This window comes from Clostridium phoceensis, from assembly GCF_001244495.1.
GTDB lineage: Bacteria > Bacillota > Clostridia > Oscillospirales > Oscillospiraceae > Lawsonibacter > Lawsonibacter asaccharolyticus.
Genome location: NZ_LN866274.1, coordinates 565,913 through 568,133, shown reverse-complemented (window position 1 = coordinate 568,133; position 2,221 = coordinate 565,913). Strand labels below are relative to the sequence as shown.

General features: G+C 62.1%; 1 protein-coding gene. It reads left to right on the top strand.

All coding sequences use genetic code 11. The features are described 5' to 3' along the window. Window positions 1-290: 290 nt before the first annotated feature. The gene (locus BN1969_RS03490) at window positions 291-2,207 is read left to right on the top strand and encodes a CE1 family esterase (protein WP_050623025.1); all 1,917 of its coding nucleotides are present in this window, start codon (window positions 291-293) and stop codon (window positions 2,205-2,207) included. The last annotated feature ends 14 nt before the right edge of the window (window positions 2,208-2,221 follow it).

The window sequence follows — 2,221 nt, the reverse complement described above, 5'->3', positions numbered from 1 at the left end:
GAGGAGCGGGGGGCGCCCGGAAGTTGTGGGAGGGACCAGGGCGGAAGGAGGGCCGGAGCTCGTCACGAGCTCCGGCCCTCCTGTGATCATGATATAGACGGGAGCTACGATCCGGGTACTCAGCTTTTTGGATGGGATTCATTTTTTTGAATTTTGAAACCGGTGTAGACAGCAGAGAAATCAGAGGATGGACAGGTATTCCGCCCCCTGTTAAGCTGAAAACAGCACAGAATGGGAGCAAAATACAGAACAGCTCCCGGTGCGGGAATCTGCAAAAGGAGGATCACATCATGCGCAGCAAGTCTATCCGTCTGCCGCTGGCTGCGGCGGCACTGTCTCTGGCCATGCTCACATCCTGCGGTGCGCCCGGAGGGGCAGGCTCCAGCGTCTCTTCGGCATCCAGCTCCGGGAGCGGGGCACAGTCCGCCCCTGCGGCCGTTCAGGTGGAGCCCCTGACCGTTCAGGACTTCCCCTGTTCCACCACAGAGGAGTTTACGGCGCTGTTCCAGAAGATGGTGCAGGAGACACCGGACCAGATCTACTATCACCCCTACACCGGCCTGTTCCAGGAGGCGGTGGAGGCGGACGGGCTCTCTCAGGGCCGGAAGCTCTACACCTATATTCCGGAGGAGACGGGGCACTGCGCCTCCAGCGTGTTCGTGGCCCTGCCCTCCGGGGAGAAGGCGGAGGAGTTCCTGGTGAGCAGCGGCTGGACCGCGGTGGCCGACCAGTATAAATTCCTGCTCCACGCCCTGACCCCTGCCGACAGCCAGTGGGGGGGCGAGGAGGAGCTGGACTATCTGAGCGCCGCCTTTGCCCTGGGGAGCAAGACGATCCATTACAGCCCATACACCGGAAACTACTACTTTGTGGGCTACGCCGACGGAGGCCGCCTGCTGGAGCAGTGGGTCATGGCCAATCCGGACAACTGCTCCGGGCTGGCAGTGCTGGACGGCGGAGCCATCGACGAGGCTTATCTGACCCAGATGGGCCAGACCCCCGCCGTGGACCCGGAAAAGACCGTGAATGAGGTCAATGTGCCGGTGTGGCTGATCGAGAAGGAGATGACCGACGGGGTCCAGGCCGTGGCCGATTACTGGAAGGGAGCCAACGACTGCACTGAGACGGCCTATATCAACCAGGACGTTCCCCTGGAGACCACGGTGTATCAGCAGAACATGCTTTCCCATGACACCTTTATCAATGCCTATCCCCTGGGGAAGGTACAGCTCACCCAGGCAGAGGTGAGTTACACCGACCCGGAGCTGAGCAGGACCCTGTGGGAGACCTTCCTGTGCAAGGCCCAGCGCTACCGCTCCCTGGCCGGAAACGACCTGCGCCCCGCCATTGACTTTGAGGCGCTGGGCTTTACCAAGGAGGAGCGGACCATCGACGGTTACTCCCGTTACTGGCTGGAGTATGTGCCCCAGTCCGTCAAGGATGACCCCAGCCAGGCGGTGCCGCTGGTGATGGCCCTCCACGGCGCAGGACAGTGCGCCGAGGCCTACGCCCCCTATTCTGAGTGGTTCAAGGTGGCCGAGGAGGCGGGCTTCATCGTAGTGTTCCCCACAGCATACCCCTATGCGGAGAACAACGGCATGGCCCGGCCCATCCACAACGACTGCTGGGACCCCACTCGGCCTGACGACATCTCCTTCTGGCGGCAGCTGATCCAGGATGTGTCGGAGCGCTATTCCATCGACGAGAGCCGGATCTATGCCACCGGGCATTCCAACGGAGGCAACTCCAGCGCCATGATCGCCGGTGAGATGTCCGATGTGGTGGCCGCCGTGGCCATCAGTGCCGGCCGCTATCGGAATGTGGACCAGCAGGTGACTGAGGATGTGGCCACCCTCCACCCTATGGCCAGCACCAACCGGGTCCCCGTGATCCAGCTGGTGGGCACCAAGGATGCCGGCGCCTACCAGAGCCCCAGCCTGACCTCTACCATGATGTACTGGCTGGAGCGGAACGGCTGTGAGGACCTGAACGCCCCCCTGATGTATCAGACCAGCGGATACCATAACCAGATCTGGTGCGACGGGGACGGCGTGCCCATGGTCCGCTTCGCCGTGATCGAGGACAAGCCCCACACCACCACCCCCTCCGAGTCCCGGCTCTTCTGGTATGACTTCCTCTGCCACTACTCCAGAGGCGAGGACGGCAGCGTACAGTATATGCAGGACGACACCATTATCCGCAACTAAAAGAAGGAGCGGGG